The 26,773-nt window shown below is 46.7% G+C and carries 24 protein-coding genes; 6 read left to right on the top strand and 18 right to left on the bottom strand.

What is annotated here, in order from left to right; genetic code table 11:
* Positions 1-133: 133 nt before the first annotated feature.
* The 13 genes from I4W93_RS10450 to pspA all read right to left on the bottom strand — a co-directional run bounded on the left by I4W93_RS10450 (position 134) and on the right by pspA (position 13,034).
* Positions 134-1,150 (bottom strand): fumarylacetoacetate hydrolase family protein, encoded by a 1,017-nt coding sequence (locus I4W93_RS10450; protein WP_205310971.1) that lies wholly within the window; start codon positions 1,148-1,150, stop codon positions 134-136.
* 23 nt (positions 1,151-1,173) lie between these two features.
* Positions 1,174-2,307 (bottom strand): homogentisate 1,2-dioxygenase, encoded by a 1,134-nt coding sequence (locus I4W93_RS10455; RefSeq protein WP_205310970.1) that lies wholly within the window; start codon positions 2,305-2,307, stop codon positions 1,174-1,176.
* Positions 2,300-3,373 (bottom strand): 4-hydroxyphenylpyruvate dioxygenase, encoded by a 1,074-nt coding sequence (gene hppD / locus I4W93_RS10460; protein WP_205310969.1) that lies wholly within the window; start codon positions 3,371-3,373, stop codon positions 2,300-2,302. Before hppD ends, I4W93_RS10455 begins: the two co-directional genes overlap by 8 nt.
* Positions 3,374-3,586: 213 nt before the next feature.
* A complete protein-coding gene (tyrR, locus tag I4W93_RS10465) occupies positions 3,587-5,149 on the bottom strand; it encodes a transcriptional regulator TyrR (RefSeq protein ID WP_205310968.1) in 1,563 nt (520 codons plus the stop codon).
* A gap of 182 nt (positions 5,150-5,331) precedes the next feature.
* Positions 5,332-5,673 carry a 4a-hydroxytetrahydrobiopterin dehydratase gene (locus I4W93_RS10470; protein ID WP_205310967.1) on the bottom strand — a complete coding sequence of 114 codons (342 nt, stop codon included), beginning with the start codon at positions 5,671-5,673 and terminating at the stop codon, positions 5,332-5,334.
* A gap of 9 nt (positions 5,674-5,682) precedes the next feature.
* On the bottom strand, positions 5,683-6,483 hold the full coding sequence (gene phhA / locus I4W93_RS10475) for a phenylalanine 4-monooxygenase (protein ID WP_205310966.1): 801 nt from the start codon (positions 6,481-6,483) through the stop codon (positions 5,683-5,685).
* 209 nt (positions 6,484-6,692) lie between these two features.
* Positions 6,693-7,871, bottom strand: coding sequence for a DUF547 domain-containing protein (locus I4W93_RS10480; protein ID WP_205310965.1), 1,179 nt, complete (start codon positions 7,869-7,871; stop codon positions 6,693-6,695).
* 106 nt (positions 7,872-7,977) lie between these two features.
* Complete coding sequence (locus tag I4W93_RS10485; protein WP_205310964.1) at positions 7,978-9,171, bottom strand: trans-sulfuration enzyme family protein; 1,194 nt, start codon at positions 9,169-9,171, stop codon at positions 7,978-7,980.
* A gap of 103 nt (positions 9,172-9,274) precedes the next feature.
* Complete coding sequence (locus I4W93_RS10490; RefSeq protein WP_205310963.1) at positions 9,275-10,300, bottom strand: TIGR01620 family protein; 1,026 nt, start codon at positions 10,298-10,300, stop codon at positions 9,275-9,277.
* Positions 10,297-11,676 (bottom strand): YcjX family GTP-binding protein, encoded by a 1,380-nt coding sequence (locus I4W93_RS10495; protein ID WP_205310962.1) that lies wholly within the window; start codon positions 11,674-11,676, stop codon positions 10,297-10,299. The genes I4W93_RS10490 and I4W93_RS10495 overlap by 4 nt, the downstream gene beginning before the upstream one ends.
* A gap of 16 nt (positions 11,677-11,692) precedes the next feature.
* Positions 11,693-12,109, bottom strand: a complete 417-nt coding sequence (gene pspC, locus I4W93_RS10500; RefSeq protein ID WP_205310961.1) for an envelope stress response membrane protein PspC — start codon at positions 12,107-12,109, stop codon at positions 11,693-11,695.
* A complete protein-coding gene (gene pspB / locus I4W93_RS10505; protein ID WP_205310960.1) occupies positions 12,102-12,338 on the bottom strand; it encodes an envelope stress response membrane protein PspB in 237 nt (78 codons plus the stop codon). Before pspB ends, pspC begins: the two co-directional genes overlap by 8 nt.
* Before the next feature lie 24 nt (positions 12,339-12,362).
* Positions 12,363-13,034 (bottom strand): phage shock protein PspA, encoded by a 672-nt coding sequence (pspA, locus tag I4W93_RS10510; protein ID WP_205310959.1) that lies wholly within the window; start codon positions 13,032-13,034, stop codon positions 12,363-12,365.
* Between the two features lie 184 nt (positions 13,035-13,218).
* On the opposite strand from pspA, the gene pspF reads away from it, so the two are divergent.
* Genes pspF through I4W93_RS10540 form a run of 6 tightly spaced genes read left to right on the top strand, consistent with a single transcriptional unit; the run spans position 13,219 to position 19,619 of the window.
* Positions 13,219-14,307 carry a phage shock protein operon transcriptional activator gene (gene pspF, locus I4W93_RS10515; protein WP_205310958.1) on the top strand — a complete coding sequence of 363 codons (1,089 nt, stop codon included), beginning with the start codon at positions 13,219-13,221 and terminating at the stop codon, positions 14,305-14,307.
* On the top strand, positions 14,304-15,950 hold the full coding sequence (locus I4W93_RS10520; protein ID WP_205310957.1) for an ABC transporter substrate-binding protein: 1,647 nt from the start codon (positions 14,304-14,306) through the stop codon (positions 15,948-15,950). Before pspF ends, I4W93_RS10520 begins: the two co-directional genes overlap by 4 nt.
* A complete protein-coding gene (locus tag I4W93_RS10525; RefSeq protein WP_205310956.1) occupies positions 15,947-16,963 on the top strand; it encodes an ABC transporter permease in 1,017 nt (338 codons plus the stop codon). The genes I4W93_RS10520 and I4W93_RS10525 overlap by 4 nt, the downstream gene beginning before the upstream one ends.
* A 2-nt stretch (positions 16,964-16,965) precedes the next feature.
* Positions 16,966-17,862: an ABC transporter permease subunit gene (locus I4W93_RS10530; protein WP_205310955.1), complete on the top strand. Its 897-nt coding sequence runs from the start codon at positions 16,966-16,968 to the stop codon at positions 17,860-17,862.
* Positions 17,862-18,848: a peptide ABC transporter ATP-binding protein gene (locus I4W93_RS10535; protein ID WP_205310954.1), complete on the top strand. Its 987-nt coding sequence runs from the start codon at positions 17,862-17,864 to the stop codon at positions 18,846-18,848. The genes I4W93_RS10530 and I4W93_RS10535 overlap by 1 nt, the downstream gene beginning before the upstream one ends.
* Before the next feature lie 9 nt (positions 18,849-18,857).
* On the top strand, positions 18,858-19,619 hold the full coding sequence (locus tag I4W93_RS10540; protein WP_205310953.1) for an ATP-binding cassette domain-containing protein: 762 nt from the start codon (positions 18,858-18,860) through the stop codon (positions 19,617-19,619).
* 42 nt (positions 19,620-19,661) lie between these two features.
* Here the strand turns inward: I4W93_RS10540 and I4W93_RS10545 are convergent, their stop codons facing one another.
* The 5 genes from I4W93_RS10545 to clpP all read right to left on the bottom strand — a co-directional run bounded on the left by I4W93_RS10545 (position 19,662) and on the right by clpP (position 26,761).
* Positions 19,662-21,569 (bottom strand): SurA N-terminal domain-containing protein, encoded by a 1,908-nt coding sequence (locus I4W93_RS10545; protein WP_205310952.1) that lies wholly within the window; start codon positions 21,567-21,569, stop codon positions 19,662-19,664.
* Between the two features lie 227 nt (positions 21,570-21,796).
* Positions 21,797-22,069 carry a nucleoid-associated protein HU-beta gene (hupB, locus tag I4W93_RS10550; protein ID WP_008220336.1) on the bottom strand — a complete coding sequence of 91 codons (273 nt, stop codon included), beginning with the start codon at positions 22,067-22,069 and terminating at the stop codon, positions 21,797-21,799.
* A 210-nt stretch (positions 22,070-22,279) separates the two neighbouring features.
* The gene (gene lon, locus I4W93_RS10555; RefSeq protein WP_205310951.1) at positions 22,280-24,676 is read right to left on the bottom strand and encodes an endopeptidase La; all 2,397 of its coding nucleotides are present in this window, start codon (positions 24,674-24,676) and stop codon (positions 22,280-22,282) included.
* A 126-nt stretch (positions 24,677-24,802) separates the two neighbouring features.
* On the bottom strand, positions 24,803-26,083 hold the full coding sequence (gene clpX / locus I4W93_RS10560) for an ATP-dependent protease ATP-binding subunit ClpX (protein WP_205310950.1): 1,281 nt from the start codon (positions 26,081-26,083) through the stop codon (positions 24,803-24,805).
* Positions 26,084-26,137: 54 nt separating this feature from the next.
* Positions 26,138-26,761 carry an ATP-dependent Clp endopeptidase proteolytic subunit ClpP gene (clpP, locus tag I4W93_RS10565; RefSeq protein WP_205310949.1) on the bottom strand — a complete coding sequence of 208 codons (624 nt, stop codon included), beginning with the start codon at positions 26,759-26,761 and terminating at the stop codon, positions 26,138-26,140.
* Positions 26,762-26,773 lie beyond the last annotated feature (12 nt).

A 26,773-nucleotide genomic window follows, 5' to 3' on the forward strand; every position in this document is an offset into this window, starting at 1 on the left:
GAATTTGGACAGCGCCGCTGGCCCTTTAAGGGTGAACGTCATGGAAGACGTTTACAAACGAACCCCCAGGGATGGGTTTACGGCGTGTCGCAGAAAAAATGTACGCAGTGATTCTACCAGAGCTGAGTTAGACTCAGGCTTTATACTGCACCACTTGCTGGTCAATCGCACCAAAGATGCTGTTGCCCTGCTCGTCCAGCATTTCCATCCGGATAGTATCGCCAAACTTCATAAATGCAGTAGACGGCTTACCGTCACGAATAGTTTCAATCATACGGATTTCAGCAATACAGCTGTAACCAACCCCACCTGCCTCAACTGAAGTTCCATGATCAGTGCCTTGCTTATTCGATACCGTGCCAGAGCCGATAACTGCACCGGCGCCCAAATTGCGGGTTTTAGCCGCATGTGCCACCAGCTGGCCGAAATCAAATGTCATATCTATACCAGCATTAGGCTTGCCAAAAAGCTTTCCATTATAGGTCGATAACAACGGCAGATGCACACGGCCATCCCGCCAATGCTCTCCCAGCTCATCCGGTGTCACCGCTACCGGGCTAAAAGCTGATGACGGTTTCGATTGAAAAAAGCCAAAGCCCTTTGCCAGCTCATTCGGAATAAGGCCGCGTAGTGACACGTCGTTTACCAGCATCAGTAAGCGGATTTTGCTGCGAGCATCGTCAGCACTGCACGCCATTGATACATCGTCGGTAATTACAGCCACTTCGCCTTCAAAATCGATGCCGTACTCTTCGCTAACCACTTCGACATTATCGCGCGGGCCAATAAAATCGTCTGAACCGCCCTGATACATCAGTGGGTCAGTCCAGAAGCTTGGTGGCATTTCGGCATTACGCGCTTTGCGCACTAACTCTACGTGGTTAACATAGGCGCTGCCATCAGCCCACTGAAAAGCCCGTGGCAACGGCGATTCACATTGCGACTGTTCAAAAGCCATTTCGCCATCGACAGTACCGTGGTTTAACGCCTGGTACACGTCTTTAAGCATTGGATGCAATTGCGCCCAGCTATCCAGTAACTGCTGCATCGTGCCCGCTATCGCTGGCACAGCTACACAGCGGCTTAAATCACGGCTGACTACCACCAGCAAACCATCGCGGCTGCCATTTTTCAAACTTGCTAACTTCATTTCAATTCCTTAACCAACCGTGCTTAGGGTTTCAATTTCCAGCTGTTAACATAATCGGTATTTTCAGTTGCCAGCGCCGCCTCACTCATTTCCAGAGCGTCACGGGTATCCAGCATTACAGCGACTTCGTCAGTAAATTTCTTCCGGTATTCCAGACCCGCTTGAAACGCTTTTGGGTGTGGGCCGTGAGTAAAGCCAGCCGGATGGAAGGTCACCATGCCTTTTTCAATATTATCGCGGCTAAAGAAATCTCCAGCATGGTAAAACAGCACCTCATCATAATCGTCATTATTATGATAAAACGGTACCTTTAATGCACCAGGATCGCTTTCAATTGGCCGCGGGACAAAAGTACACACGACAAAACGCTGCGCGACGAAAGTGGTATGGGCAGAAGGTGGCAAATGGTAGCGATGGCTCATCAACGGGCGAATATCGCGCCAGTTAATACGCATCACGGCTAAATCACCATGCCAACCGATGGCATCCAATGGATTGTACGGATACGTAATGACTGAAACCTGGCCATGCCGTTTTGCCTCTACCTGCCATTGGCTTTCGCTGTATTGGGCTTTAAAGGCAGCGTCAATTTTTGGTGTATCCAACATAGCCGCATCAAAAATAGCGTGGTTACCTACCAAGCCTTTTTCTGGCAGTTGATAACTGTCATTAGTTGCTTCAATTAACAAGATGAACATCGGCTCTTTTGGCTCTAAACGCCACATGGTTGAGCGTGGAATAACAATGTAATCACCGTCCCGCACTGTCATATGACCATAGTCGCAATAAAGCTCGGCGCTGCCTTCGTGAATAAACAATAACTCGTCGCCATCGGCATTACGCACCAATTTACTCATATTGTCATTTAAACGCCAGGTGCGCATTTTACAATGCGCATTAAACAGTAAATCAGGCACTGCCCACGGCGAGTTAGTGTTATCAACACCAATCTCATTAAAGTTAAACAGGTGCGGCCGCAATGGTCCCTGCCAATCGCTCCAACCGGTTGGCGCATGCTGATGATGAAAATGCGTAGCCGGGCCGAAAAAACCACTGCGGCCGGTTTCGCGTTCATAAATAGCCTGCTGAGGAAAATCAGCGTGCGCCTGGCGTGATACATCCCCTTCCTTTAACGGAAACGATGCCCATTTACGCATTGCTTAACACTCCACGTTGAATTTGATCTTCTTCAATAGATTCAAATAACGCCTTAAAGTTACCCTCGCCAAAGCCTTCATTGCCTTTGCGCTGGATAATTTCAAAGAATACCGGGCCAATTACCGTTTTGGTGAATATTTGCAGCAGAATACCGTCTTTCATTGGCGCACCGTCGATCAGAATACGTAAGTCACGCAGCTGGTCTAAATCTTCATCGTGCCCCACTACACGCTCATTTACCTTGTTGTAATAGGTTTCTGGCGTTGGCATAAAATCCATGCCACGGTTACGTAAAGTGCGCACTGTCTCGTAGATATTGTCTGAAGTCAGGGCAATGTGCTGGATGCCTTCACCTTTATATTCCCGGATAAACTCTTCAATCTGCGATTTATCATCTGAGGATTCATTAATAGGTATACGAATCTTGCCGCACGGTGCTGTCATCGCTTTTGACACCAGCCCGGTTAACTTGCCTTCGATATCGAAATAACGAATTTCGCGGAAGTTACCAATGCTTTCATAAAAGCCTGCCCAAACATTCATATTGCCGCGCATAACGTTGTGGGTTAAGTGATCTAACACTTCGAGGCCAACGCCGTGTTTAGCCATATCAACTTGCCAGTTGTCGTAGTATTTAAAATCAACGTCGTATACCGAGCTGGCACCATAACGGTCTACAAAATATAACAAGCTACTGCCAATGCCATATACCGCTGGAATATTTAGCTCCATCGGGCCAATTTGGTTTTTATACTCTTTGGCGCCATTGGCCAAAGCGTGCTTTAACGCTGCTGCTGCATCAGTAACCCTAAACGCCATAGCACATACACTAGGGCCGTGCTGGCGGGCAAATTCTTCAGCTTGTGAGTTGGGCTCAGCATTAACAATAAAGTTGATATCACCTTGCTTATACAGCCAGGCTTGTTTTGAGCGATGTTTAGCCACCTCGCTAAAGCCGAGCGAGTGAAACAACTCTTTTAATTTCTGAATGCCGTTGGCATCTGCGGCAGTGTACTCAACAAATTCAAAACCATCAGTACCCAGTGGGTTTATATTATCTAACATTGGTGTATTCCCTGCTACGTCTTCAATGGCGCTCATAATGCGCTTGCGGCAGAAAAAAGAAAGAGGCGGGCTTGTTACGAGTAATAGGAAGGAAAATAGCGTTTTTGTAAAGTTAGCACTACAAAAACGCGCTTAAGTACAAAACAGGCAAAAAATGACAGTCAAATCAGTTTTTCTGCCCTACACAAGTAAAGCTATGCAAACAAAGCGTAATTATATTTTTACACTCTTGCGGTTAATGCCATAGTCACGCAGCTTATTAGCCACAGCAGTATGGCTTAAACCAAGTTTTTTCGCCAATTGCCGTGAACTGGGATAGGCAGGAAACAGTTTACGCAATAAGTTAGCTTCAAAGCGCTTTACTGCCTCATCCAGAGTCCCGTCAAAGTCTTGCTCCAAATAGCCGAAGTCATTGTTATAGCTCGGTAGCTGTAAATGTTCTTTATCAAGTTCAAATCCCTCCAGCAAGGTAATTGCCCGATAAAGTGCATTTTCTAATTGCCGGACATTGCCGGGCCAAGGGTAATTTTGTAAAAAGGTCGCACAACTATCGGTCAATTTAGGTGCTTTGCGGCCTAAGCGAGCTGAGAAGCGGGCAATAAAGAACTCTGCCAGTGGAATGACATCCTGTTTGCGCTCACGCAGGGCTGGCAGGGCTAACGTCAACACGTTTAAGCGGTAGAATAAATCTTCACGAAATTTACCCTCTTGCACCATGCCGGGTAAGTCTTTTTGTGTTGTGCAAATTACACGCACATCAACTTTAACCTCGTTTTCATCCGCCACGCGACGGAAGCTGCCATCTTGTAAGAACCGGATCAACTTGGTTTGCAGCGAATGCGACATTTCCCCCACTTCGTCAAGAAATACGGTACCGCCATTGGCCTGCTCAAAAATACCTTTTTTGCCCTCAGTTGTCCCCGGAAAAGCATTGGTGCCGTAGCCAAATAATTCAGACTCGGCCACATTATCGGGTAACGATGCGCAGTTTAGTGCCAAAAACGGTTTGCCAGAACGGCTACTGGCAGCATGACAAGCGCGCGCCAGCAGTTCTTTACCTGTGCCGGTTTCTCCCATAATGAGTATCGGCGCGTCCAGCTGTGACATTTTTTTGGCTTCCCGCACGACTTTACGCATCAAATTGCTATGCGCCTGCAGCGTATTAAAACTTTCCTGATCACCTTTTTTAAACGCCACCATGTGCTGGCCCAGCCGGCTTTCTGATTTTAAATTAATCACTGCACCTGCCAAAATCTCATGTCCGGTTTCATCCGGCACCATAACCGGCAAAATGTCAGCGACAAAGCGTTTACCCTGAATTTCCAAGCGTCGGGTTTGCGCCAGTACGTCTTCCCCTTCCAGCCAACGCTGAAAATTAAACCCTTTCACCATACCCTGCAATGACAGGCCAACAATCGCCTCTCTTTGCAATGACAAAGCTTCTTGTGCTGCCTCATTGATCACAGTGATATTGGCTTTAATATCCACCGCAATAAGGCCATCTGGCAAGGTTCTTAATAATGTTGACAGTTCATTGTGCTCACGCTCAGAGGGCATAAATGCTGTAGTTTTAACATCCTCTACCCCAGCAATGCGCCGGATCTTAGCCATTAACTCTTGAAATTTCTCGAAGTTAACGGTTGGGAAAGATACGTACATGCGGCTTAAGCTGGGGTCGACTTCAATACCACGCAAATCGAGTTGATAACTTACCAATACATTCAACACTTCTTGCGCCAGCCCGAGCCTATTCTGACACTGAATTTCTAATCGCATACGGCAATATGTCCCACGACCAAGTAATGAGCTGCATAATACGGCATAACGGCAATAACAGACCAGTAGTTTTGTAAACAAATGTGAACAAAAAGACGATTACGCGATAGATTGCGACAAGCGGCGGTAAAGAAAGGAAGTGATGCACAGGAGTGGCGCTTGTGCGCCACTCTGACAAAACATTAAGCGTTTAACAAATTATCCGTTTTAGCAGCACAAATAAAATCGTTTTTGTGCAAGCCTTTAATTGAATGCGACCACCACGTGACTGTTAATTTCCCCCACTCCAGCAACAACGCAGGATGATGGCCCTCAGACTCTGCCAGCTCGGCAACTTTATTGTGGAATGCCCAGGCCAGCTTGAAGTTTTTAAATTTAAACTCACGCTCTAATTGCAAAATTCCGTCACGAACAATCGGCGCCCAATCTGGTATCTGACGCATCAAACCGGGTAGTTCAGCATCAGAAACCTTCGGCGCGTCGGCACGACAGGCTTCGCATTGCATTGCTTTTAATTCAGACATCGTTAATTCCTAACTTGCTTGTTTTTCTTTGGGTGGAAACTTAGCGGCGTGCAGCCCCAAAGCCTTGGCCTGTTCTACCAGTGCCATCATATCTAAATGCGCGATATCAAACAGTTGATCAATACGTTCAATCAGAAAGTAAATTGGCTGCATAATATCTATGCGATAAGGCGTGCGCAGCACATCGACAGCGTCAAATACTTTGCGCTCAGCCACATCAGATTCCAGTGCATATAAGGTTTCACCAGGCGAAGACAATATACCACCACCATAAATACGCAGGCCATCAGGTGTGCTTAACATACCAAACTCGATAGTAAACCAATACAAACGCGCCAGGTATACCCTGTCTTGTTTGCTGGCCGCCAAACCTAGTTTACCGTATATGTGCGTAAACTCTGCAAAGGCGGGGTTTGTTAGCATGGCACAGTGACCGAAAATTTCATGGAAAATGTCCGGTTCTTGCAGATAGTCAAATTCTTCTCTTGACCGGATAAACGTGGCTACCGGAAAACGCTTATTCGCCAATAACTCAAAAAACTTATCAAAACTGATTAACGCCGGCACTTCTGCACATTCCCAACCGGTTTCAGCCCGCAACACTTTACTCACCTCCTCTAATTGAGGAATACGGTCTGTAGGTAACTGCAACTTTTCCAGGCCAGCCATGTATTCATCACAGGCTTTACCTTCTATAACGCTAAGCTGGCGGTTGATTAATTCATGCCATATTTGGTTTTCTTCAGCTGACCAGGCGATAACACCCTTATCGTCAGACTGACGGGATATATATTTGCTCGACTTACTCATAAACAACCTGTTGACTATTCTGTTATACGGGAGTGTCCCGCTTATCTGCTTTAATTTTTTGTTGTAGTGACGCTGGCAGACAATTAGTTAATGCGGATACTAAGCGATAGCGCGGCAAGAGTTAATCTCAATGCCGCCTAAAGTTGGACGACGCGCCGTAAAGATAGAGTTACAGCGCGTAATGCAGAGAACAGGCAAATTTACTGCTATTAATTATTTTCGTCTTCAATGTCAGTAACGGTTACGGCACCGCGCTCACCCACACGTATCGCATCTAACTCACGCATACGTTGTATCTGATCGGGTCCGAAACGACCATAACTGGTAGATAACTTCTGCAACGACATAGCGGCACTGTCTAAATTAGCAATACCATCGTATTCCGGACCACGCGTACCGCCACTGCTAAATGAACCAATCAGCGCGGCAGTATTATCAGCTAAACCCGCACCATAGTTTCGGCTGGTGCCATAGACATCGGTGATATTCCAATTGTTGATATCGGCTTCAATTACACTTGCCGTTTCCAGCGCCTTGCGTTCTGTGCCACTGATATGTTCCAACAAATGTGCAGTCAGATCTTTTTCAAAGTTAGGAAAGTAGGCCTTGCTGCGCTGATAAAAACTCGACACTCTGAAGTTTTCAGCATTTACTTCGCCATAGGTCCCACGGTTTGAGTTTATAAACTCGTAGGCATTATTTGTCAGAGTACGATAAACATTTTTGCCAGTATAGGCATGCTTTCTTATACCTGGACTACCAATATAGCCCTGATGCAGGCCATAAATAACCAATGGGTCGTTGTATTTTTCCTGCAATATATTGAATTGAATGTCATTCAAACTCAACGCTATACCGGCAACATTAAGCGTTTTACGCTCAAACAAAGACTCACCACCGTCAACCAGGCTTTCCAAATTTTTTTGTGGGTATATTTTAACCAGCTCATCCAACACTGTTACATTGTACAAGTTTAGCCAGTACGCCAATTGCTCACTTTTCGAGAACGCAGAAAGTTTAACTTCTGCAGGAACTTGCTGCAGGCTTGTTCTGATCGCCGCTAATATTTGCCTAAGTTCGGCATTGTCTTTAAACGCTTCAAAGTAAAACCGGTTCCCCTCATTAACAGTGAGACGGTCTACATTGGCTTTCATGCGGGTCCCTGTACGTGCCACACTTTTGCCGGCCTTTTGCCGGTTGGAGTTGCCGGTGTATAATACCGTAGCCTTGAGCAGCGCATCCAAATCGTCATAACTGATACTGTATTCCGAGCCAGGTGTATCACCTTGGAACACTTCAGGCAGTTCTGCACGAACGCTAAACGCACTTGCCAACAGTGCTGCAGCACAGAGTGGTAGCCAGTTTCTGCTTATGTTTCGATAAAACATTTTATATCCCTCATGTTAATGTTTATAAATAAGTTGATCTTAATGCAACTTTTAGCACAATTAACGTAGTTCTTTTTTTCGGGAATAACAACTTTTCTCGATTAACTCAGCACATTTTCTGCATCTTGTCTAATGCCTGCGCTAAATCGGCGATGATATCTTCAACATGCTCTAAACCAACAGATACCCGAATCAAGCCATCGCTGATCCCAGCCATTTGGCGCTCTTCTGCGGTATAAGGGCTGTGCGTCATTGAAGCCGGATGCTGTATTAACGACTCGGCGTCTCCCAAGCTTACTGCCAGGCTAAGCAACTGACATTGATTGATAAAGAATCGACTTTCGTCCAGGCTAGCGTTTAACTCAAAAGCCAGCACGCCACCCGCTGCTTTCATCTGGTTGCCAATAAACTTAAAGCCGGGATGCGACGGTAACCCTGGGTAATATACTTCGCGCACTGCGGGGTGTGCGTGTAAAAACTCAGCGACCTTTTGCGCGTTACTACAATGGCGCTCAAGGCGCACAGATAAAGTTTTTAAACCGCGAATAATCAGCCAGGCATCATGCGGGCTAATGGTGGCGCCCATATCTTTTAATGTGGTCAGCTTAATAGTTTTAATCGTTTCGCTGTCTGCCACTATTAAACCAGCAACCACATCGCCATGACCGTTAAGGTATTTAGTGGCGCTGTGAATAACGATATCAATGCCATAGTCTGCTGGTTTTTGCAGCAGAGGCGTCATAAAGGTGTTATCGATAACCGATATCAGCTGATTACGACGGCAAAAATCGCCTAAGAAGGTTAAATCCAGTACCACCATATTCGGATTGATTGGCGTTTCGGCAAATAACATTTTGGTGTTTGGCTTAATCGCTTGCTCAACTGCCGCATGATCTGTCATATCTACAAAGCTAACGTCGATGCCATAACGGGCGAACATATGATTAAACAGCGCAAAACTGCATCCGTAAATGGCCTTGCTGGCAATTAAATGATCACCCTGTTGCAAAAACGCCATGGTACTGGCCGCCACGGCCCCCATACCCGTCGCAGTGGCGGCAGCATCGGCCATACCCTCAAGCGCAGCAATTTTTAACTCAAGCTCACGAGTGGTGGGGTTACCCAGTCGGGTATAAATGTAGCCTTCAGCTTCACCGGCAAATCGCGCGGCACCCTGCTCCGCATTATCAAAAATAAAAGTAGACGTTTGATACAAAGGTGTAGCTAAGGTTCCGTGCTGGTTTTTCTCCTTACCAGCGTGAATACATAAGGTTTCTGCTTTTTTATTGTTGTCGTGCATAGTTCTACTGCTACTAAAAGTTAAAGTCGCCGTAACAAATAGCAGAATTTGCAGCTAATGGAAGCATGCCAGACATCTTGCAGTCTGGCAGATGCTTATTTACTTAAATCGCAGTGTCAGCTTTAGTTTGCGCAGCGGTTTTAAATCGAGCCACTAATGCATTAGCCAATGATTTTAGACTGACTTTGGCCGACGCTGTGGCCGGCAGCGGCCGCAGTTTTTGCTGCGCCAGATTGCCCAAGCGCGCGACCAGCAGACCGGCGATAATACCTTGCCCTGCTCGGGCCGATAGTTTAGCCGTCAGTTCGCTGCTCATCACATCAGATGCCATATCCAGCGCAAGCTCTGAACCGCCAGCCCACAACAACGCGGTAAATAGCTGCTTTAACAACACTACGCTGCGTAGTTGGCCGATAGCGCCTCCATATAGCTGTGCCAATTCACGCACTAAACGGCTGCTGCGCCATAGCACTAATAACATGTCGGCCAGGGCAAACGGGCTGATAGCGACCGCAAGACTGCTATCAGTTGCAGCGCGATAAATTAGCTTTTGTGCTTGCTGATCTAACTGCGCCAATACAAAGTTTTCAAATAGCTGCAGTTGCTCTTCGTCACTGTGTTCATCTTTTACTGCACTGCGCCATAGCGTTACTGCTCGCGAAATCTCAGGCGAGCTGGGCAGACTACTGGCAATAGCCTGGCATAAGGCTTCTGCTTCGCCAAATTGCACACTATGGCGAATTCTGTCGGCACTTTGTTGCCACTTACGATTGCGTGCTAAACGCCGCCATAGCGTAGCTTCTCGCCAAACTAATGTTGATAATAATAGCAACACGGCAGCCGAAATTAGCGTTAACACTGCTCCTTGCACAACACTTTGCTGCCAGCTTTGTTGTAACACTAGCAACCACTGCCAAACCGATAATAAAACAACTGCCAGCAAGGTGACGCTTGCCAGTGTCCACCACCAGCGTGATGGCGGCTTAAGGTTCATCGTTTCTGTTATCGGCTCTGGTCTGAAACTGTCAGCTTGATGATGGCTGGCGCCTTTTAGATCCGGGTTTAGTTCCATCATCGTCGCCGTCGCCGCCAACTGCTTAAAATGACGGGCTTGCTTTAACTCGCTCATCGTAATTTATCTCCGAGAATAAATTGCAGTACATGATCCATCCGCACGTGAGGTAGAGGCTCAGGCTCTTGCCACGGCAATGGCGCCAGCGGTATAAAAGCGAACTGATGCTGCGCAAATAAGGCTGGTGTTGGCAAGTTTGTCGGCACGTCACCTGGAAAATACGTTACAGCTTCATGTTGCAGTGTGCTACCGCTGATACAAGGCTGAGCTAAACCATCAAGCTGCACAAAACCACTGTTACTAGAGCGAATAGCAGCAATTGCCATGGCTTCAGTGGTAGCAGCTTGATATTGACTATGTTTCAATGGTTGTTGCAATAACTGCTGTAATAGCAACGTTAAGGCTTTATGTTGCTCTGGCGTCGTATGATCAGCCTTAGTGGCGGCAAATAATACTTTACTGATTTGCGGCTTAAATAGCCGGCTCAACAAACTGGACGGACCATAATTAAAACTTTGCAATATGAGCCGCAGTGCTTGTCGCAATTCTTGTGTGGCAGCGTAGCCGGCATTTAACGCCGACAAACAATCAACCAATATGACCTGACGATCCAGCGCTGCAAAATAACGCCGGTAGAACGGCTTAATAACATGTTTGCAGTAGCTGTCGTAGTGCTGTGTTAATTTAGCGACTAAAGCGGTGTTTTGCGCTGCTTGCTGCGGTAGCAGCGGAAACAGTTGCAACATTGGAGCGCCGGCAAGCGGCCCGGGCACTAATAAACGGCCGGGTTGGTTTAAATAAGCTCCTGGCAAATCATGATATTGCTGTAACAGCTGTTTATAACTGTCGGTAAGTTGCTGCACATACAGCTCGCCGTCATTGGCTAAATCTGCATCTTGCAGCTGTTGCAAAAATGGCTGCGCCAGTGCAGCACGGTGTTCACGGTTGAACAATTGCCAGCTAAATTCACACCATTGCTGGTAGCTCATCTCCATTAGCGGTAAGTCTAGTAACCACTCACCGGGGTAATCAATAATATCCAGTGACAATTCGCTGTGTGATTGCAGCCGCGCACGGAGCCCTGTGGTAGCTTTATAACGCAGCTGCAATCCTAGCCGGCTGCTGCCAACAGTGGACGGCGGCCACTGTGGCGACGCCTGCAGCAGGTACTGTAGATTTTGTTCAAGCGGAAACCGAGGCATATCCGGCAATTGTGCAGAGAGCTTCCCGCCCAAATAGCGCTGTTCGCGTACTACATCGAAAAACGGCAGATTAGCTGGATGGTCGCCCTGGGTTAATTGGTATACAAGCGAGGTAATAAAGGCAGTTTTTCCCGAGCCACTAAGACCGGTAACCCCCAAGCGGATATGACGATCAAAGGCACGATGAGTAAAATCGTGCCGCTGATGTTGAATTTTCTGCAATAAACTCATCAGGTTATATAGTACCCTACAAGCTGTTAAATTCGCGGTTCAACTGAAATTTAGCCGACGTAACATGGCGCTCTAAATCACGTAAGCGCAGCTCCAGCCCATTAAACTGTGTGCTTAAATGCTGCAACGCCTGTTTTGGCGCCTCACCACGCTGCCAAACGCGGGTTTTTACTTCAACCGTTCGTTCCGTTGCCGGTTTAAAGTCTGCTGCGGAATGAAGCTTCGCCGCAGCTTTCGACTTTTTTTCCAACACCACCCAGGCGGCAATGTACAGCACAAAGACAAAACCGCCAGCGCCGAGGAAAAAGGCAGACACAGTGATGATACGCACCAGCCACAATTCCCAGCCGAAGTAATCTGCGATACCGGCACATACACCAGCAATCTTGCCATTAGCGTCGTCACGAAACAGCTCCCGTTTAAGCTTAGTCATGCTGTGACCTCCACTTCGGACTTTCCGCATCTAAAATCGCTTCCAGCGTTTTGATGCGGTCGGTCATTTTTTCTGCCCGATGAGCCAAATCGTTTAGCTGCAACAATTCCTGATCTGACAACCCCTGGCCAATCTTGTTCTTACTGCGGTAATGCATTATGACCCAAATTGGTGCCACAAAAATCATGAACAAGATCAGTGGTACAAAAATTAACTCATGAATATCCATCTGCAACTCCCAGACGCCTGTTTATCAGGCGTTTTTATCTTTTTGAGTTACCTTAGCTTTTAACGCAGCTAACTCATTGTCAATCTTGTCTTGAGCGGCCAACTCGGCAAACTCATCTTTTAGGGTTTTCTTACCTAAATCATAGGCTTCGACCTGAGCTTCCAGCGTATCAATTTTTTGCTCGTATCGCTCAAACTTATACATGGCGTCGTTGATACGGTTACTATCCAGCGTTTTCTTAACCTCAAGCCGTGATGAAACGGTCTGCTGACGCATTAACATCGACTTTTGCCGGGCTTTGGCATCGGCCAGCTTTTCTTGCAGCTGCGCTACTTCGTCCTGCAGCTTACCGATATGCTCGTCCAGATTAGCGATGTCTGCGGCTACCGCCTCAACCTGATCAGCTGCTTTTTGCCGCTCAATTAACGCCGAGCGAGCTAAATCTTCGCGCTCTTTACTCAAGGCTAGTTCAGCTTTGGCTTGCCAATCTGCAACCTCTTCCTGCATGCGGTTAACCACCCGTTGCAGCTCTTTTTTTTCAGCAATAGTTTTAGCTGAAGATGACCGAACCTCTACCAGAGTGTCTTCCATTTCCTGAATAATCAGGCGCACCATTTTTTCCGGATCTTCGGCTTTGTCCAACAATGCGTTGATATTTGAATTCACTATGTCTGAAAAGCGTGAAAAAATACCCATAATATTTACCTCTTAAATGACTGGATTAGTACAACCTACTCTATTCAGTTTTCTTGCCAACTTTGCAAATTATTTTAAGTTAATGATTAAACTCATTTTATATTTATTTTGCTTTAATACTTCTGCTCATGGCTATTATGAAATACACTATTAATTAGCCAAATTAACTAACAAATAGCACGCTATGAATCGAAAATTTCAACAAGACAATCTAGTTGGCCAGTCTAACAGTTTTCTTAATGTGCTGGACCAGGTGTCGCAAATAGCGCCGTTAGATAAACCGGTGCTGATTATTGGTGAACGCGGCACGGGCAAAGAGCTGATAGCCGCAAGGTTGCACTTCCTGTCACAGCGCTGGGATCAGCAGTATTTGACACTAAATTGTGCTTCCCTGAATGAGAACCTGCTTGAAAGTGAGCTGTTTGGCCACGAATCAGGTGCCTTTACCGGCGCCAGCAAACGTCATGAAGGTCGGTTCGAGCGTGCTCACGGTGGCACGCTGTTTTTGGATGAATTGGCCAATACCCCTGGGCTAGTGCAGGAAAAGTTGCTGCGTGTTATTGAGTATGGTGAGTTTGAGCGTGTTGGCGGTAGCCGCTCAATTAAAACTGATGTGCGACTAATTTGTGCCACCAATGAAGATTTGCCTGTATTGGCCGAACAAGGTGAGTTTAGAGCGGACTTGCTTGATCGACTTGCTTTTGATGTTATTACACTGCCACCGATGCGTGAGCGCCGCGAAGATATTTTGATACTGGCTGAACATTTTGCCATTAACATGGCGCGTGAGCTTGGCTTTGAATTATTCAGCGGCTTTAGCGAAAAGGCTAAACGCACCTTGCTTGAACATCCATGGCCTGGAAATGTTCGTGAGTTGAAAAATGTAGTAGAACGCAGTGTGTACCGCACCAATAACGCTTATGTGCCGGTGCATGATATCCAGCTGGATCCTTTTGAATCGCCTTACCGTCCCAAGCAACGCATCAGAACGGCTCGCTCAGTGCATAGCGCATTAAACAGCGACACAGGTCAGTCCGCTGCGGTATCTGCAGCTGTTTTGCCAGTATTACCCGCAGCGACAGAAGCCTTCGATTTCAACCAGGTGCAAGATTTCAAAATTCTGTCACAAGACTTTGAAGTAAGCCTGATTAAACAAGCATTGGCAGCCAGTCAGTATAACCAGAAAAAAACGGCAGAGTTGCTCAATCTTACTTATCATCAACTGCGGGGCTATATGAAAAAATACCAGTTATTGGAAAGCCAGCAAGGATGAATATTTACCCCGGCTGGTTAAACTTGTCCATCTGCGACAAACGATGGCTGACGTTACTTGCCAGCAGTATGCTACTTTGTGCATGTCAACCGCAACTACCGCAAACGGTAAGAAGCGGGCTGGTCTATTGCTCGGAGGGATCACCTGAGTCATTTAATCCACAGTTGGTGACATCAGGCACCACTATAGATGCGATAAGCCAGCAACTTTACGACCGCCTATTAGATATTGATGCACAGACTGGGGAATTGCAGCCGGGTTTAGCACAAAGTTGGCATGTTAGTAACAACGGCCTAAGCTACCGCTTTGTACTGCAAGATAACGTGCAATTTCACCAAACCGAATATTTTCAACCCAGCAGAGCTTTAAGTGCAGAAGATGTGGTGTTCACTTTTAACCGTATTATGCAAACGACTCATCCGTTTCATTACCAGGGCGGAGGCAATTACCCGTTTTTTCAAAGTGTCGATTGGGCAGGCCTGGTAAACAGCGTAACCGCAGCAGATCATCGCACTGTGCATTTTGAACTTAGCAGGCCTGACAGCTCATTTTTGTCTAATCTGGCAACTGACTTTGCCGCTATTCTTTCATCAGAATATGCTGATCAGTTGCTTAGCAATGGTCAATTGTCACAAATTGATAGCCATCCGGTAGGTACTGGCCCGTTTCGCTTTAAAGAGTATCAAAAAGATGTATTGATCCGTTACTATCGCCACCGTAATTACTGGCGCGAACTGGCAAAGCCGGAACAGCTGGTGTTTGATATAGTGCCAAACAATGCCCGGCGTATGGCAAAATTATTTACCCATGAGTGTGATGTCGTCGCGTTTCCTCGCGTTGCCGAACTGGGCCTTATCAGCCAGCGTCCCGATGTCGACATCCAGGAAAGCACCAGCATGAATGTGGGCTTTTGGGCATTTAATACCACCAAACCACCATTTGACAATGTTAAAGTCCGCCAGGCGCTTGCGCTTGCTATAAACCGTGAAGCCATTTTGCAAGCTGTGTACTTTGGCCATGCCACGGCCGCCCATTCTATTCTGCCACCGACATCCTGGGCGTATAACGCCGACTTACCAACTCTACCTTATGACCCTGAAAAAGCTAGAGAGCTATTGACAGAGGCGGGCTATGCGCAAGGCTTGAGTATGGACATTTGGGCTATGCCGGTACAACGCTTGTATAACCCTAATGCATTAAAAATGGCAGAGATGATGCAAGCCGATCTAGCCCGGATAGGTGTGAGAGCAACAGTTGTATCTTACGAATGGAACAGCTTTCGTCGTAAGCTCAGCGCCGGTGAACATGACTCAGTATTAATTGGCTGGTCAGCCGACAACGCAGACCCGGATAACTTTTTTCGACCATTGCTTAGCTGCAGTGCGGCAGATACCGGAACCAACCGGGCAAATTGGTGCGATCAAAACTTTGACCGGCTTATCAGTCAAGCATTGCTTACCGCCGATCAAAAACAACGTCGCAGCTATTATATGGCCGCGCAGCAATATGTGGCAGAGCAAATGCCCTTGCTCAGCATCGCTCATTCTCAGCGCTTTCAGGCGATTAGCAGTGATATTAGCGGTGTTGCGATTAATCCCTATGGCGGCATTGCATTGGCTACTGCGGCAAAGGATAGTCAATGACATTGTATCTACTACGGCGTTTATTCTTACTGGCTTTTGTGTTTCTTGGCTTAAGTTTGTTGGCATTTAGCCTGGCCTATTTGTTTCCGGGTGATGTGCTGCAAAACTTTACCGGTCTGACGACGATGTCAACTGAGCATGCAGCAGAGCTACAAGCAGAATACCGGCTCGATTCCGGCTATCTGCAGCAATATATCGCCTATTTACAACGTATCTTTAACGGTAACTGGGGCCTGTCGTTTTCTAGCAACCAGCCTGTACTGCATGAGATCCAGTTACTATTGCCGGCAACGTTAGAGCTGGCTGCTTACGCCTTACTGATGTCTTTTTTTATTGGTATTCCACTTGGTATTTTAGCGGCCATTAAACCCGAAGGTATTATTAGCCGGATCATATCTGCACTGGCAGTAGCAGGCTTTTCTATTCCGGTATTTTGGTGGGCACTGCTACTTATTATGCTATTTTCACTGGGCTTAGGTTGGTTACCGACGGCGGGCCGTGTTGGCGTATTGTATGAAATTCCTCATGTGACCGGTTTTATGCTGTTAGATATTTTGCTGTCAAACAGTCAGCACCAGTCAGAAGCATTGATTGATGCTTTACGGCACCTATTATTGCCCACTCTGGTACTGGCTACTTTCCCAACTACGGTAATGATACGTTTTACCCGAGATTCAATGTTGGATGTGTGGGAACAAAGCTATATCAAGACTGCGCGCGCCAAGGGCCTCAACCGGGCTCAGGTATTGTATCGCCATGGACTAAGGAATGCGTTACTACCGGTGATACGCCAGATCGGTTTACAATTTAGTACATTAATCACACTGGCAATGATTACAGAAGTCATCTTTTCCTGGCCCGGTTTGGGCCGTTGGTTGATTGACAGTATTTATCAGCGAAACTATCCGGCTATTCAGGCAGGCTTGTTAGTGATATCCACCTTAGTTATAAGCGTGAATATGTTGACAGAAATTTTGCACACCTTGTTTAACCCTTTAGCAAGGAAGCGCTAAGTATGGCTCGATTTCGCCTATTACCTGATGAGCAGCTAGCACGTTCACCACTGCGAGAACTGTGGCGCGAGTTTGCCAGACAACATAGCGCTATGGCAGGCCTGGCGTTATTTTTGTTGTTTGTCGTTCTGGCGGTGTTATCCCCGCTTTTAGCACCACACGATCCCTATTTGCAGAATGATGCCTTGCTGCTTATCGCACCATCATGGTCTGAAGCCGGCTTGGTACAATACCCTTTTGGTACCGATGATCTGGGCCGCGACTTACTCTCCCGTATGTTAATAGGTGCTCGTTACAGCTTTGGTATCGCCTTGATTACTGTTCTTGGCGCCTTATTAACCGGGCTGGTATTGGGCTCCCTGGCTGGCATGAGTAAAGGCCTGAAATCCAGTGCGCTTAATCATGTATTGGATTTAGCACTGACCATTCCTTCCTTGTTATTGGCCATTATTATAGTTGCCATACTCGGTCCGGGATTAATTAACACTATATGGGCAATTATGCTGGCTTTGCTGCCACAGTTTGTGCATAGCGTACGTAATGCGATAGCAGAACAATTAAACCTGGATTATGTTATTGCTTATCGTCTGGACGGTGCGTCGAACTGGCAAGTCTTGACTCGGGTCATTCTACCCAACATCTGGGAGCGGCTGACGGTTACAGCCAGTATGGCGTTGTCTACTGCAATACTGGATATAGCAGCACTGGGATTTCTTGGTTTGGGAGCTCAAGCTCCTACCGCTGAATGGGGTGCTATTATTGCTGACTCACTGGATTTGATTTACGTTGCTCCAGTTGGGGTTGCCCTGCCAGGTTTGCTCATTTTTACCTGCGTACTAAGTGTAAACCTGGTCGGCGATGGCCTGCGCAATGCAATGAAAAAGCGGCGGGATAACTGATGCTATTACTCGATATAAAGAATCTGACCATCGAGCTTAAAACAGCAGATGGCTTAATCAGAGCGGTAGACAGGGTAAATCTGAGCTTACGCGAAGGCGAAACCCGCGGGCTGGTTGGCGAGTCAGGCTCAGGCAAAAGTCTGGTCGCTAAAGCGATTGTCGGCGTGCTGAATAAACGCTGGCAAGTTACTGCAGATCGCTTTAGTTGGCGGGGTAACGATTTAATGAACCTGCCCTACGAGCAGCAACGAAAAATTATTGGCCGCGATATCGCCATGATCTATCAGGAGCCCAGTCGCAGCCTTGATCCCACTGCGGTCATACTTGACCAGTTAGAAGAAGCAATACCAGATCATCTGTTGGAAGGCCCCTGGTGGAAGCGCGGTTATCTGCGCCGCCGTAAAGCGATAGGATTACTGCACAAAGTTGGAATTCGTGACCATCAGGCCGTGTTACAAAGTTACCCCTACCAATTATCTGAGGGCGTCTGCCAAAAAATAATGATTGCAATGGCTATTGCCAAAAATCCAAAGCTTTTGATTGCAGATGAGCCCACTACCGCACTGGAAAGTACGACCCAAGCGCAACTATTTCGCTTACTAGCCAGCTTTAACCAACTAAAGGGCATGTCAGTATTATTGATAAGCCATGAATTGGAAAGTATCGCCCGCTACACGCAAAGCCTAAGCGTGTTGTACTGCGGCCAACTGGTAGAGGCCGGCGAAACTGCAGGTATCCTTAAACAGCCATATCATCCCTATACCCATGCTTTAATTAAGAGTGTGCCGGAGTTTCAACCCAACTTACAGCCTAAAACGCCGCTGTATGCACTACCCGGCAGTATTCCAGTGTTGCAACATCTGCCTATCGGTTGCAGATTAGGACCACGCTGTCCTAATGCACGGAAAGAATGTGTCAAAACGCCGACCTTAGAGCGTTTACAAAATCACTTCTACAGCTGTCATTTTCCTTTAACTGATAAATAAGGCCATTATATGTTGCTGGAAGTAAGACAGCTTTGTAAAACCTACCGCAAACAAAGCGGCTGGTTTAGCCATCGCAGTGTTGTTGCTCTGGAAAATATAAGCTTCACACTGCAGCAAGGTAAAACCCTGGCAATTGTCGGTGAAACAGGTTCTGGCAAGAGCACGCTGGCAAAACTACTTGTCGGCATTGAAAAGCCTGACAGCGGCGATATATTGCTGGCAGAACAGCAGCTAAAAAGCAGACATTTTCGCCAATATAACCATATCATCCGGTTTATTTTTCAAGACGCTGCAAAATCACTGAATCCGCATCAAAAGGTCGGGCAAATGTTAGACGATGTGTTGCGATACAGTACACAGCTGGATACAACACAACGCAACGTAAAAATACGTCAAACTTTGAAACAACTTGGCTTGTTAGACGAGCATAGTGATTATTACCCACATATGTTCTCGGGAGGACAACTGCAGCGCGTGGCTCTGGCTAGAGCATTAATACTGGATCCTAAATTATTAATCCTCGATGAAGCATTAACGGCGTTGGATCCGTCACTACGCGCACAGATAGTTAACCTATTGCTGGAACTACAGCAAAAAAATGGCTTAGCGTATTTGCTCATCACCAATCATTTGCGCCTGGTACGGCATATTGCTGACGATTTGTTAGTATTGCATCAAGGCAGAATGCTGGACTACGGCAGCACCAGCCATGTCTTTGCTCACGCTGAACATGACTACAGCCGTAAGCTGATCAATAGCGCGACAGCATAAAAAAACCGTGGCAAGCCACGGTTTTTTTTCAACGCAGAGCCGCTACTGTGTGTCTGTAGTCGCGGCGCGTAAATTACGGGTTATTTCCGCTTCAGCTTTTAATGCAGCCAACAACGCACGGTAAGATTGCTCAGCTTGCTGTTCAGCCATACGGTCAAGCTGAGCAGGTTCTAGAGCAACCGCAATTTCGGCATCTTTTACTGCCAGTAACGACAGTACTGCCGCATCACCATTTGCAAGTGTAACCATGTCTAACGCAGCCTGCTCAGTGGGCCGCGGCATAGCAAAAGTTTTAGCGCGGACTTGTGCATCCAGCGAGCCACCAAAGCGAGAGGTATTCAGCGACTGCTCTACTGTCAGTTCTAGCAGGCTAGCTTGCGTTGCCAAATCAGACGCCGCGGCGGCAGCAAGCAACTGCTCCGCTTTTGCTTTAGCAAGCAATGCACTTTGCTCTGCAGTTACTGCCGCTTCTACAGCCGCTTTAACCTCTTCCAGAGATTGCGTCCGTTTTGGTTGATAATCAGTAATACGCACTACCAGCACGCGTTGATTACCAAGCTCTATGACTTCGCTGTTCAAACGTTCGTCGATAAAGCCACGGTCGAATATTTTATTCATTACCACCGGCTCAGATAACGGAGCTGTTACTTCGCTGCGGCTAAACAGTGGTGTTGATATTACATTTAATTCTACCGCAGCTGCAGCATCTTCCAGCGTATCAGGCACTTCGAAACTAACCTCTGCCAAACGCTGCTGCAAATCATAAAAACGTGCAGTGGCAGCTTCTTGCTTAATGCTATCAGCGATTTCATCCGAAACTTCAACCAGTGATTTTACCTGAGCAGGCTCCAGCGAAACCAGTTTGATAATATGGTAGCCGTAGGCACTTTTCACTACCTGGCTTAATTCTCCGGTCTGCTGCATCGCAAAAGCTACACGCTCAAACTCAGGGTCAACATCACCCGCCGACAGCCAATCTAAAACACCACCATTCTCTGCAGAAAAGGTATCTGCCGACTCAGCCTTGGCCAGTTCAGCAAAGTCTGCACCGTCGTTTAACTGCTGTAATAATTGCTGGGCTTTGGCTTCAACTTCGTCATTATCTGCTTCAGACTCAAGCATTATGTGAGCAACCTGCCGGCGCTCTTCGCGAGTATAACGCGCCTTGTTCGCTTGATAGTATTCTTCAATTTGCTGCGCAGTCACATCAGCGTCAGAGGCTAATGCCGCGGCGGACAACTCTATGTAGTTAACGGCTACTTTTTCTTCAGTTTCAAATTGTTGTAAATTTGTCGCGTAGTAGTCTTGCAATAACTGCTCAGTTAACTCCACCTGTGAGGCAAAATCGGCTGCGGCAATGCGCACAAACTCAACATCGCGGCTTTGCTGCTGCAGTTTAGCCAACTGTTGCATTTCTTTAACCGTAGCAAACTCGCTGGTTAGTACACCTGTCAGCAATTGATTGCGTGACATTTGCTCACGCATTAACTCACGGAACTGATCAGGCTGATAACCGGCCTGACGCAGTAAAGCGATATAACGGTCGTTATTGAATTGGCCGTCTACCTGAAATTCTGCCATATCACGTATAGCGGTGCGCACTTGCTCATCACTAACACGCAAGCCCAACTCAGTGGCTAACTGCTTTTGCAGTTCTTCATCAATTAAACGCTCAAGCACTTCACTGCGAAAATTGCTCATATAAGCACTGTCTGCAGCCAATGTAGCGTACATCTCACCAAACTGTTGCTGCATGCGCGCACGTTCATTCTGAAACGCCTGGTCAAAATCAGCGCGGCTGATTTTTTCGCCGTTTACTGTCGCAACATTAATTTCTGCCGGCGTGCTTAGGTAACTGCCCACACCTGCCAATGCAAAGGTGAGGATCACTAAGCCTAAAATAGATTTAGCGATAATGCCCTGAGAGCCTTCTCTGATTTTTTCTAACATCTTAGCGTGATCTCTTTATTCATCTTTAATAGCTGGGTGGCAGCAAACTGTCGCGTTGTTGCCGTAAAAAAAAACGCATCTTAACAGATGCGCTTTTCTTAGAGAAGCCTTTGGGAGACTATGGTTACCGTATTAAGCAGCCTTTATAACGAATCTGAACATAGTAGTCAGCTCTACTATAATGTTCTCCCAAGCTGGCATTTTGTCTATCAATACCAAACTATCGCTTAGTTACAGGCGTCTTTTAACGCTTTACCTGGCTTGAAAGAAGGAATTTTCGCAGAAGCGATTTGAATAGTTGCACCAGTTTGTGGGTTACGGCCAGTACGGGCTGCACGCTCACGTACGCTGTAAGTGCCAAAACCAACTAATGCTACAGAGTCGCCTTCCTTTAGAGCTTCGGTAACAGCGTCAATGAACGAATCTAAAGCACGACCTGCTGCCGCCTTAGAAATGTCTGCACCAGCAGCAATTTTGTCGATAAGTTGAGACTTGTTCACAATATCATCCCCTTCAATTGTTATTATTTTCAACAACTACACTTTATTAGTTTTTTAAGTGAGCCTCTTCGTTATAACAAGCATCTTTGGCGCTTGCAAGCAAAAGAAACTATAAAACTAACAATTCTGGCTTTGACTGCAGCCCTTGTATAACAAGGGCTTGGTCGAAACTTTCCATAACTTAGCACAGCCAACAGGAATGAAAAGCCCCTATACAGGATTTTTTTCCGTTTTTTTGCTTTTTGCTGAAATTTTTGCCGTTTCTACCACTGAAACACGCTCCAAAGGCTCTTGCAGCGCCAGTTCCAACACTTCATCAATCCATTTCACCGGGCAAATTTCGATATCACCTTTAACATTATCAGGGATGTCTTTTAAGTCACGCACGTTGTCGTGTGGAATAAGTACTCGTTTGATGCCACCACGGTGCGCTGCCAGCAGCTTTTCTTTTAAGCCACCTATCGGTAATACTTCACCACGAAGGGTAATTTCACCGGTCATGGCAACATCAGCACGCACCGGGTTACCGGTTAAGCTGGACACTAACGCGGTTACCATGCCAATACCGGCACTGGGGCCATCTTTTGGCGTAGCGCCTTCCGGTACGTGTACGTGAATATCGCGCTTCTCGTAGAAATCTTCATTAATACGCAGACCAGCTGCACGGCTGCGTACTACTGTCATTGCTGCCTGGATCGATTCTTTCATAACATCGCCCAGTGAACCGGTAAAGGTAAGCTTCCCCTTGCCCATCACTGAAGCAGCTTCGATAGTTAGTAAATCACCGCCTACTTCAGTCCAGGCTAAGCCGGTAACCTGGCCAATACGGTTGCTGTCCTCAGCTTTACCGTAATCGTAGCGTTGTACACCTAAAAACTCTTCCAGATTGTTCTGGTTAATTACTACCTGGGTTAAACCTTTAATTAGCAGAATTTGCTTCACCGCTTTACGGCATAATTTAGAGATTTCCCGTTCCAAGCTGCGCACCCCGGCTTCACGGGTGTAGTAGCGGATGATACCGATAATGGCACTGTCTTCAATAACAATTTCACTGGCTTTTAAGCCGTTACGGCCAACTTGCTTGGTGATCAAATGCTGCCTGGCGATATTCAGCTTTTCATCCTCGGTATAACCGGCCAGCCGGATAACTTCCATCCGGTCCAATAGGGCGGCCGGAATATTCAGACTATTAGAGGTAGCAAAAAACATTACATCGGACAAATCGTAATCGACTTCCAGATAGTGATCGCTAAACGCGGTGTTTTGCTCTGGGTCTAACACCTCCAACAACGCGGCAGCCGGATCGCCGCGAAAATCTGATGCCATTTTGTCAATTTCATCAAGCAGGAATAGCGGGTTACGCACTCCTACCTTGGCCATTTTCTGGATAATTTTGCCTGGCATAGAGCCTATATAAGTACGCCGATGTCCGCGAATTTCCGCTTCATCGCGCACGCCGCCCAAGGCCATACGCACATATTTACGTCCAGTCGCTTTGGCTACCGACTGCCCTAATGAAGTTTTACCCACACCCGGCGGACCAACCAAGCATAAGATTGGCCCTTTTAACTTTTGCACCCGCTGCTGTACGGCTAAATACTCAACGATTCGTTCTTTTACCTTCTCCAGGCCGTAGTGGTCGGCATTAAGAATTTTCTCTGCCGCAGCCAGGTCCTTCTTTACCTTGCTGCGCTTTTTCCAGGGTACATTGCCAAGCCAATCAATATAGCTGCGCACAACGGTTGCTTCCGCTGACATCGGAGACATCATTTTCAACTTTTGCAACTCAGCCTTGGCTTTATCAGATACCTCTGTTGGCATTTGCGCCTGTTCAATCTTTTTGCTCAGCGTTTCAAATTCATCAGGCGTATCTTCAAGTTCACCCAGCTCGCGCTGAATGGCCTTCATCTGCTCATTCAGGTAGTATTCGCGTTGGCTTTTCTCCATCTGCTTTTTAACCCGGCTACGAATACGACGCTCAACTTGCAAGATGTCGATTTCACTCTCCATCATTGCCATCAGGTATTCAAGCCGTTCCGTCACATCGAAGATTTCCAGTACTTTTTGCTTGTCTTCGACTTTCAATGGCATGTGCGCTGCCATAGTATCAGCCAACCGGGCTGGGTCATCTATGCCGGTAAGTGCAGTTAAAACCTCGGGCGGGATCTTTTTATTCAGCTTGATATAACCCTCAAACTGGTTTATCGCAGAGCGCAAAAACACTTCCTGCTCGCTGCTTTCTACTTCTGCCGTTTCAATCACTTCAATATAAGCAGCAAAAGCTTTATCGGTTTCAGTGAATTCAGTCAGGCGAGCACGACGACTGCCTTCAACCAGCACTTTTACAGTGCCATCAGGTAGCTTGAGTAACTGTAAAATAGTTGCCACTGTACCTACCTGGTACAGGTCAGCTGCAGCAGGATCGTCCAAAGTGGCATCTTTCTGAGCGACCAGGAAGATTTGTTTATCATTTTCCATCGCCGCGTCCAGGCACTTAATCGATTTCGCCCGTCCAACAAACAATGGAATAACCATATGGGGATAGACGACCACGTCGCGCAGGGCCAGTACCGGCATATGCAAACGTTCAGCGTGTTCTGATGTCATTGATTCTCTCTCGAAATTAGTTACTGCAGGCGCGAATATGTATAAGTATATGGGGTTCAAATTAGAAACTTCAATTACATATACGAAAAAGGAGCTGATTCAGCTCCTTTTTTCTATTATCAAAGTTTAATGTGATTCTGCCGCAACCGGCTCATTGCTTTGGTAAATGAGGATAGGATCTGTTTCACCACGGATCACAGTTTCGTCCACCACGACCTTGGTAACATCTTGCATGGACGGTAATTCGTACATCGTATCCAGTAATACACCTTCAACAATAGACCGCAGACCGCGAGCACCCGTTTTACGCTCCATTGCCTTTTGCGCTATGGCTTTAAGGGCATCCTCGCGGAATTCTAATTCTACGTCCTCCATAGCAAACAAGGCTGCAAACTGTTTCACCAGGGCGTTTTTCGGCTCGCTTAGAATTTGTACCAACGCAGCTAAATCCAGCTCAGTTAGCGTCGCCACTACCGGTAGACGACCGATAAATTCTGGAATTAAACCGTATTTCACTAAATCTTCCGGCTCAACATCGCGAAACGATTCGCTTAAACTACGTGTACTTTCTTTGCTGCGTACTTCAGCACCAAAACCAATGCCAGATCCTTTAGCACAACGCTGCTCAATAACTTTGTCTAGCCCTGCAAAAGCCCCACCACAAATAAATAGAATTTTTGAGGTATCAACCTGTAAAAATTCCTGCTGTGGATGTTTGCGGCCGCCTTGCGGTGGTACTGAAGCAACGGTACCTTCAATCAGCTTTAACAGGGCTTGTTGTACCCCTTCACCTGACACATCACGGGTAATGGACGGGTTATCTGACTTGCGCGAAATTTTGTCAATTTCATCAATGTAGACTATGCCGCGCTGGGCTTTTTCTACGTCGTAATCGCACTTTTGCAGCAACTTCTGAATTATGTTTTCGACGTCTTCACCGACATAACCGGCTTCCGTTAATGTAGTGGCATCGGCCATAGTAAACGGCACATCGAGTAACCGCGCCAGGGTTTCAGCCAGCAAGGTTTTACCGCTACCGGTTGGACCGATCAGCAAAATATTACTTTTACCTAGTTCGACGTCTTGTTTGTGCTGTGCGTTACGTAGGCGCTTGTAGTGGTTATATACCGCAACTGCCAATACTTTTTTCGCATGCTCCTGACCAATTACATAGTCGTCAAGATGATTACGGATCTCACGCGGTACCGGTAATTTATCCGCATCGCGCTTCGGGGAAATATCTTTAATTTCCTCACGAATGATGTCATTGCATAAATCTACGCATTCATCACAAATATAAACCTGTGGGCCTGCAATCAACTTACGCACTTCATGCTGTGATTTGCCACAAAAAGAACAGTACAACAGTTTACCGTTCTTATCGCCGTCAGTGCGGTGATCAGACATGTAACTACCTCTTTCACTACAGTGCCGCCCTGTGATGCAGAGCGGCCAATATGATTACTTCGTTTCTCTATTGGTTAATATGGCATCTACCAGGCCATATTCCAAGGCTTGCTGCGCACTTAAGAAATTATCACGTTCGGTATCTTTACATACCTGCTCGTAAGTTTTACCGCTGTGTTCTGCCATCAGGCGGTTTAATTTCTCTTTAATGCTTAAAATTTCTCGGGCATGGATTTCGAAATCCGTAGCCTGGCCCTGGAATCCACCTAATGGCTGGTGGATCATCACGCGGGCATTGGGTAAACAATAACGCTTACCTTTAGTACCACCAGATAATAAAAATGCGCCCATACTGGCTGCCTGGCCTACACACACTGTAGCGATATCTGACTTTATATAACGCATAGTGTCATAAATTGACAAGCCTGCAGTGACTGAACCACCCGGTGAATTAATATAAATATAGATGTCTTTTTCCGGATTTTCTGATTCTAAGAACAATAATTGCGCCACGATCAGGTTAGCCATGTGGTCTTCTACCTGACCGGTTAAAAATATAACCCGCTCTTTTAACAAGCGTGAATAGATATCGAACGAACGTTCGCCTTTGGCAGTTTGCTCAATTACGATTGGTACCAGAGCGCTTACTATGTCATTCAAATGTTGCGGCATAGACATATTATAGGATTC

It is taken from the genome of Rheinheimera maricola, assembly GCF_016918075.2.
GTDB lineage: Bacteria > Pseudomonadota > Gammaproteobacteria > Enterobacterales > Alteromonadaceae > Alishewanella > Alishewanella maricola_A.

What these genes read in the sequence shown, in the direction of transcription:
- I4W93_RS10450 (WP_205310971.1), bottom strand. Translation starts at nt 1,150, where the DNA reads ATGAAGTTAGCAAGTTTGAAAAATGGCAGCCGCGATGGTTTGCTGGTG.
- I4W93_RS10455 (WP_205310970.1), bottom strand. Translation starts at nt 2,307, where the DNA reads ATGCGTAAATGGGCATCGTTTCCGTTAAAGGAAGGGGATGTATCACGC.
- hppD (WP_205310969.1), bottom strand. Translation starts at nt 3,373, where the DNA reads ATGTTAGATAATATAAACCCACTGGGTACTGATGGTTTTGAATTTGTT.
- tyrR (WP_205310968.1), bottom strand. Translation starts at nt 5,149, where the DNA reads ATGCGATTAGAAATTCAGTGTCAGAATAGGCTCGGGCTGGCGCAAGAA.
- I4W93_RS10470 (WP_205310967.1), bottom strand. Translation starts at nt 5,673, where the DNA reads ATGTCTGAATTAAAAGCAATGCAATGCGAAGCCTGTCGTGCCGACGCG.
- phhA (WP_205310966.1), bottom strand. Translation starts at nt 6,483, where the DNA reads ATGAGTAAGTCGAGCAAATATATATCCCGTCAGTCTGACGATAAGGGT.
- I4W93_RS10480 (WP_205310965.1), bottom strand. Translation starts at nt 7,871, where the DNA reads ATGTTTTATCGAAACATAAGCAGAAACTGGCTACCACTCTGTGCTGCA.
- I4W93_RS10485 (WP_205310964.1), bottom strand. Translation starts at nt 9,171, where the DNA reads ATGCACGACAACAATAAAAAAGCAGAAACCTTATGTATTCACGCTGGT.
- I4W93_RS10490 (WP_205310963.1), bottom strand. Translation starts at nt 10,300, where the DNA reads ATGAGCGAGTTAAAGCAAGCCCGTCATTTTAAGCAGTTGGCGGCGACG.
- I4W93_RS10495 (WP_205310962.1), bottom strand. Translation starts at nt 11,676, where the DNA reads ATGAGTTTATTGCAGAAAATTCAACATCAGCGGCACGATTTTACTCAT.
- pspC (WP_205310961.1), bottom strand. Translation starts at nt 12,109, where the DNA reads ATGACTAAGCTTAAACGGGAGCTGTTTCGTGACGACGCTAATGGCAAG.
- pspB (WP_205310960.1), bottom strand. Translation starts at nt 12,338, where the DNA reads ATGGATATTCATGAGTTAATTTTTGTACCACTGATCTTGTTCATGATT.
- pspA (WP_205310959.1), bottom strand. Translation starts at nt 13,034, where the DNA reads ATGGGTATTTTTTCACGCTTTTCAGACATAGTGAATTCAAATATCAAC.
- pspF (WP_205310958.1), top strand. Translation starts at nt 13,219, where the DNA reads ATGAATCGAAAATTTCAACAAGACAATCTAGTTGGCCAGTCTAACAGT.
- I4W93_RS10520 (WP_205310957.1), top strand. Translation starts at nt 14,304, where the DNA reads ATGAATATTTACCCCGGCTGGTTAAACTTGTCCATCTGCGACAAACGA.
- I4W93_RS10525 (WP_205310956.1), top strand. Translation starts at nt 15,947, where the DNA reads ATGACATTGTATCTACTACGGCGTTTATTCTTACTGGCTTTTGTGTTT.
- I4W93_RS10530 (WP_205310955.1), top strand. Translation starts at nt 16,966, where the DNA reads ATGGCTCGATTTCGCCTATTACCTGATGAGCAGCTAGCACGTTCACCA.
- I4W93_RS10535 (WP_205310954.1), top strand. Translation starts at nt 17,862, where the DNA reads ATGCTATTACTCGATATAAAGAATCTGACCATCGAGCTTAAAACAGCA.
- I4W93_RS10540 (WP_205310953.1), top strand. Translation starts at nt 18,858, where the DNA reads ATGTTGCTGGAAGTAAGACAGCTTTGTAAAACCTACCGCAAACAAAGC.
- I4W93_RS10545 (WP_205310952.1), bottom strand. Translation starts at nt 21,569, where the DNA reads ATGTTAGAAAAAATCAGAGAAGGCTCTCAGGGCATTATCGCTAAATCT.
- lon (WP_205310951.1), bottom strand. Translation starts at nt 24,676, where the DNA reads ATGACATCAGAACACGCTGAACGTTTGCATATGCCGGTACTGGCCCTG.
- clpX (WP_205310950.1), bottom strand. Translation starts at nt 26,083, where the DNA reads ATGTCTGATCACCGCACTGACGGCGATAAGAACGGTAAACTGTTGTAC.
- clpP (WP_205310949.1), bottom strand. Translation starts at nt 26,761, where the DNA reads ATGTCTATGCCGCAACATTTGAATGACATAGTAAGCGCTCTGGTACCA.